The sequence below is a fragment of the Neobacillus drentensis genome, from assembly GCF_036966985.1.
GTDB lineage: Bacteria > Bacillota > Bacilli > Bacillales > Cytobacillaceae > Neobacillus > Neobacillus drentensis_E.
Genome location: NZ_JBALSN010000352.1, coordinates 1 through 4,653, shown reverse-complemented (window position 1 = coordinate 4,653; position 4,653 = coordinate 1). Strand labels below are relative to the sequence as shown.

At 37.4% G+C, this 4,653-nt stretch carries 4 protein-coding genes; 1 reads left to right on the top strand and 3 read right to left on the bottom strand.

Annotated elements, in window-relative coordinates; all coding sequences use genetic code 11:
- Nucleotides 1–637: 637 nt before the first annotated feature.
- Nucleotides 638–913, bottom strand: a complete 276-nt coding sequence (locus tag V7659_RS21510; RefSeq protein WP_335542122.1) for a hypothetical protein — start codon at nucleotides 911–913, stop codon at nucleotides 638–640.
- 172 nt (nucleotides 914–1,085) lie between these two features.
- Entirely contained in the window at nucleotides 1,086–1,427 is a 342-nt protein-coding gene (locus tag V7659_RS21505) for a hypothetical protein (protein WP_335542120.1), read from the bottom strand.
- A 240-nt stretch (nucleotides 1,428–1,667) separates the two neighbouring features.
- Between V7659_RS21505 and V7659_RS21500 the strand changes: the two genes are divergently transcribed.
- Nucleotides 1,668–2,414 (top strand): AAA family ATPase, encoded by a 747-nt coding sequence (locus tag V7659_RS21500; RefSeq protein WP_335542118.1) that lies wholly within the window; start codon nucleotides 1,668–1,670, stop codon nucleotides 2,412–2,414.
- 423 nt (nucleotides 2,415–2,837) lie between these two features.
- Here the strand turns inward: V7659_RS21500 and V7659_RS21495 are convergent, their stop codons facing one another.
- Entirely contained in the window at nucleotides 2,838–4,544 is a 1,707-nt protein-coding gene (locus V7659_RS21495) for a 2-isopropylmalate synthase (protein ID WP_335542117.1), read from the bottom strand.
- Nucleotides 4,545–4,653 lie beyond the last annotated feature (109 nt).

The following is a 4,653-nucleotide window of genomic DNA, read 5'->3' as shown; positions in this document are numbered from 1 at the left end:
TCGTCTACAACCAAGGTAAAGCTTTATTCAAGGCAGCTAAATAACCCTTTTTTGAAATTGGCTGTTCCTGTCGGGACAGTTTTTTTGTTAATTTATTGGAATAAATTATACAATTAAAACGTATTTATTGTTTCTCTTCTTCAAGTAACCTACCACGTTAGTCGAAAAAGAAAAATGCTACTTTTTTAGCAGCCAGATCTTTAAGGAAAGCACAAAGACTATACTGCAAGGGAAAATTGCTGCCTTTGATTGTAATGGATTAGTACAAAAAATTGAGACGATAAATATGCCTAAAATAAATCCTTTCAAATTTCACCATTTACAATTCTTTTTAGTTAAACTTCCCTCTATTACTAGTGCTAATTAAACTAAACTGCTTACGTTAGCTTAATATGAATAAGGCTTGGTGACAGGCAATGGTATCTTAGAAACCCATCAGCTTTAGCCATGGGAGTATCAGGAACTATGCTGTATTTCTATTTTATTAGAAATACTAAAATAGCTGCACATCTATTTCAATTGCGATTATATTGGAGGCTATTCAATGTACGTACGCCTTCTAACCTAATAGTGGATATTGTTTGAACCTCTCTAGCATAGGTGACGCCTGTTCTATTAATAGGAGTCCAGATTATATTCAAAGATTTTCTAAAAGGACCATTCCCTCTGAGTTCTCTTTAACGAATAATATAAGATTCTTTTCTCCACAAATAGTTCCAATGATTGTATCTCTGTATACCCTCTTAAACTCATTGCCTATTCTTCGCGCGCGCCCTTTCTCCATTTTTATTTCAATCATTTTCACTCCACACGTAGGGTATAACCAGTCCTCAATAAGTGAACAATCCTTTCTTTCTATCTGATCAAGGAGTTGGCTTTTTTCTTTTTGTATGTTAGTTTCATAGGATTCCAATAAATTACACCTCTATTCAATCAAATATGCACACCAGCCCTTTTCCCTCAACTGTAGTACGAACTCTGTCCAAGCCCTAAAAAGGTTCACTCTATGTTCAGTGCCGTTTTTATATATTTTGTCTATAACTCTACTTTTGTTTTTATACCCATAGCTTGTTCATACTCTTGTTTTACATCCTCGGTTGCCCTGCACTAAACGCGTAATAATCTCTTTTCGAGAAATCTGTTCCAATAGTTAGCCTTAATTCATGCAGTTTTTTTCGACGCCAATCCTCAAATGGCAATCCTTTTTCCAACACAGAACGTCTATCTTCTGGCCATGGGACTAGTTTGGCTTTTTCTGGATCTCTAATAACACCTGATGGATCAAGCCCTTTCTCAACTGCTTCTAAGTTCGCCTTTAAGCCCTTTCTAAGTGCGACGATTCCTACATCTGAAGCCCCGAGATGTTCATTGTTTCTGTCTATAATAGTTCCTTGCCCTACCCATCCAACAATGTCCTGATTGAGCACGGAGTGAAAACGGGGTCAGACCCTCAGTGCGCTAACACGTTAGCAAGTTGGGGGTCTGACCCCGTCAGGCAAAAAACGACTCCAAATTTGAAGGCGTTTATTGATGTTTTGGTGATTTTTCTGCTTATTTTTTGTAAAAGTGTGTATCGTCCAAAATTAATTTTCCAAGCCTAATTTTTGCTTAGGTTAGCCTTCAAGTATGATAGAATGATGGTAAAAAAGTTAGGTAGGTGAGGTAAGGTGATAAATTCCCCTTATTTAAGAAGTGTAGTTTTAAAGCGAGAGGATGTACCTGCATTTACCAAATATCCATTTAATCTTCCTAGTATAAAATCATTAGATCATCTTCCCTTTCATCCCAAGGTTACCTACCTGATTGGTGAGAACGGAATGGGGAAATCTACTTTATTGGAGGCGATCGCCGTTTCATTAGGGTTTAATCCCGAGGGTGGATCCTTTAATTTCAACTTTTCTACGTTTGATTCCCACTCTGAATTAACAGACTATCTCAAATTGATCAAGGGGATTGATAAGCCAAGAGACGGTTTCTTCTTACGTGCGGAAAGCTTTTATAATGTGGCTTCGAATATTGAAGAATTGGATCAGGGTGGTGGAGGTCCGAAGATTATCAACTCTTTTGGCGGACAATCCCTTCATGAACAATCGCATGGGGAGGCCTTCTTCTCTACCTTTGTTCATCGTTTTGGAGGGAATGGAATCTATATACTTGATGAACCTGAAGCGGCTCTTTCTCCCTTACGGCAAATGTCAATGGTTACTAGAATCCATGACTTAGTGAATCAACACTCCCAACTCATTATTGCAACCCATTCACCAATCATAATGTCGTACCCAAACTCACTGATATATGAATTGAGCGAAGATGGCATTCAAGAGAAAAAACTTGAAGAAACCAATCATTTTCAGATTATGAAACAGTTTTTAAATGATCCTAAAAGGATGCTTCATCATCTTTTGGAATCATGATTAGAGTCCTAAGAAACAAAGGAAAAGGAAGCACGCGTTCCATTAACGGGTTCCGTTTCCTATCGCAAAACATGAATTTACAACTAAATATGTAAAGTAAAATGCATATCAATTTCCACCGTATTTGCTGTGCTTTTTGTTTACAAAAAAATAGCCAAGTCTCTTATGAAGTAAGGCTACACACCGTATTAATTTCGAAGGGATATTGAACTAAAGCACCCTATAAATGTAGGCTAATTTGTAGTTGTACACCAGCCAGTTTACTAATATCAACACACATTCCCCAATATTTCCCAGTAGTAATTACATAGAAATCGCTATATACCAACAAAAAATGTCTATCAAATCATAATATAATTGGATAGACATTTCAACTTACATTTTATTTGTTTGCAATAGGTAACGGAACCCGTTAATATTTTTCTACTTATTTTTTGAATGAATAAATTCTTTTTCAACAGGAAGTTGTAAGCTGGATACCATGTTGTTAACTGCACTAAACAGAGCTTTTACTGAGGAGGTCATAATATCAGTATCAAGTCCGCAGCCCCAATATACAGCACCATTCTTTGCGGTAATTCCTACATAAGATACAGCGCTTGATCCTGAACCTATTTCCAGCGCATGCTGCTTATAAACCAAATCTGTATAATCGATACCTAGTTGGGTTTGAAGAGCGTTGCTGACAGCATCAAGTCTTCCATTTCCCACACCAGTAAATTTATGTTCTTCATTATTCATCCGTATCGATACAATTGTTTCGTAATAACCATTTTGAGTGTATTTATAACTGATTAATTCGATAGGGGTGTTAATATTTACATATTCATTGATGAAAATGTCATAGATTTCATTGGGCATAAGTTCCTTGTGCTTATGATCTGAAACATTTTTCACACTATATCCAAAGCTCTCACGCATTTCGGTAGGTAGATCAATTCCATACTTTAGCTGAAGTATATAACCGATTCCTCCCTTACCGGATTGACTGTTAATTCGGATGATATCTCCTTCATATTCTCTTCCAATATCCATCGGATCAATTAATAGATAAGGTACAGTCCAATACTGGCGTTCTTCTTCCTCGCGCCATTTCATACCTTTGGCAATGGCATCTTGATGGGAACCTGAAAATGCAGTAAAGACAAGTTCACCGCCATATGGGTGTCTTTCGTGAACCTTCATTCTTGTTGATTTTTCATATTTGGAAATAATAGTAGGGATATCTTCAAAATTCAGCTTGGGATCTACCCCGTGGGAATACATGTTTAATGCAAGTGTTACGATGTCCACGTTCCCTGTTCTTTCTCCATTTCCGAACAATGTTCCTTCGACTCTTTGCGCTCCGGCAAGCATTCCTAGCTCAGCATCTGCTACCCCAGTTCCTCTGTCATTGTGTGGATGAAGTGATAGTATTACATTTTCTCGGTAGCTCAGATTGTCACTCATATACTCAATTTGACTTGCGTAAACGTGAGGCATGGACATTGATACCGTAGCTGGTAGGTTGATAATTACATTGTTATCAGCTGTCGGCTGCCAAATATCAAGTACTTTGTTGCAAATTTCAAGCGCAAACTCCACTTCTGTACCCGTGAAGCTTTCAGGAGAATACTGAAATTGGAAATTCCCTTCGGTTTCAGCAGCATATTTCTTTAGGATTTTTGCTCCAGTTACAGCAATATTAATAATTTCTTCCTTAGATTTTCTAAATACTTGCTCACGCTGAGCCATAGATGTGGAATTGTAAAAGTGCACCACTGCTTTATTCGCACCCTGTAACGCTTCAAATGTTTTTTTGATAATATGCTCTCTTGACTGTGTTAAAACTTGAATTTTCACATCATCCGGAATCAAATTTTCTTCAATTAATGTACGCAAAAAAGCAAATTCGGTTTCTGAGGCAGCTGGAAAACCTACTTCAATTTCCTTGAAGCCTACTTGTAAAAGTAACTGAAAATATTCTAACTTTTCCTCTAGACTCATCGGGACGACCAATGCCTGATTCCCATCACGTAGATCAACACTACACCAGGTAGGAGCTTCTGTAATATACTCCTTCTCTGTCCATTTCAAGCATCGCACTGGGGGCATAAAGTAACCTCTAGAATATTTATCGATATTTTTCATCCCGACTCCCACCTTTTCATTTGTAATTGTTAGTTTATTTAAAATAAAAAAAGCCCCGTCTCTATAAAAATATAGAGACGAGGCATTGCTCGCGGTACCACTCTAATTG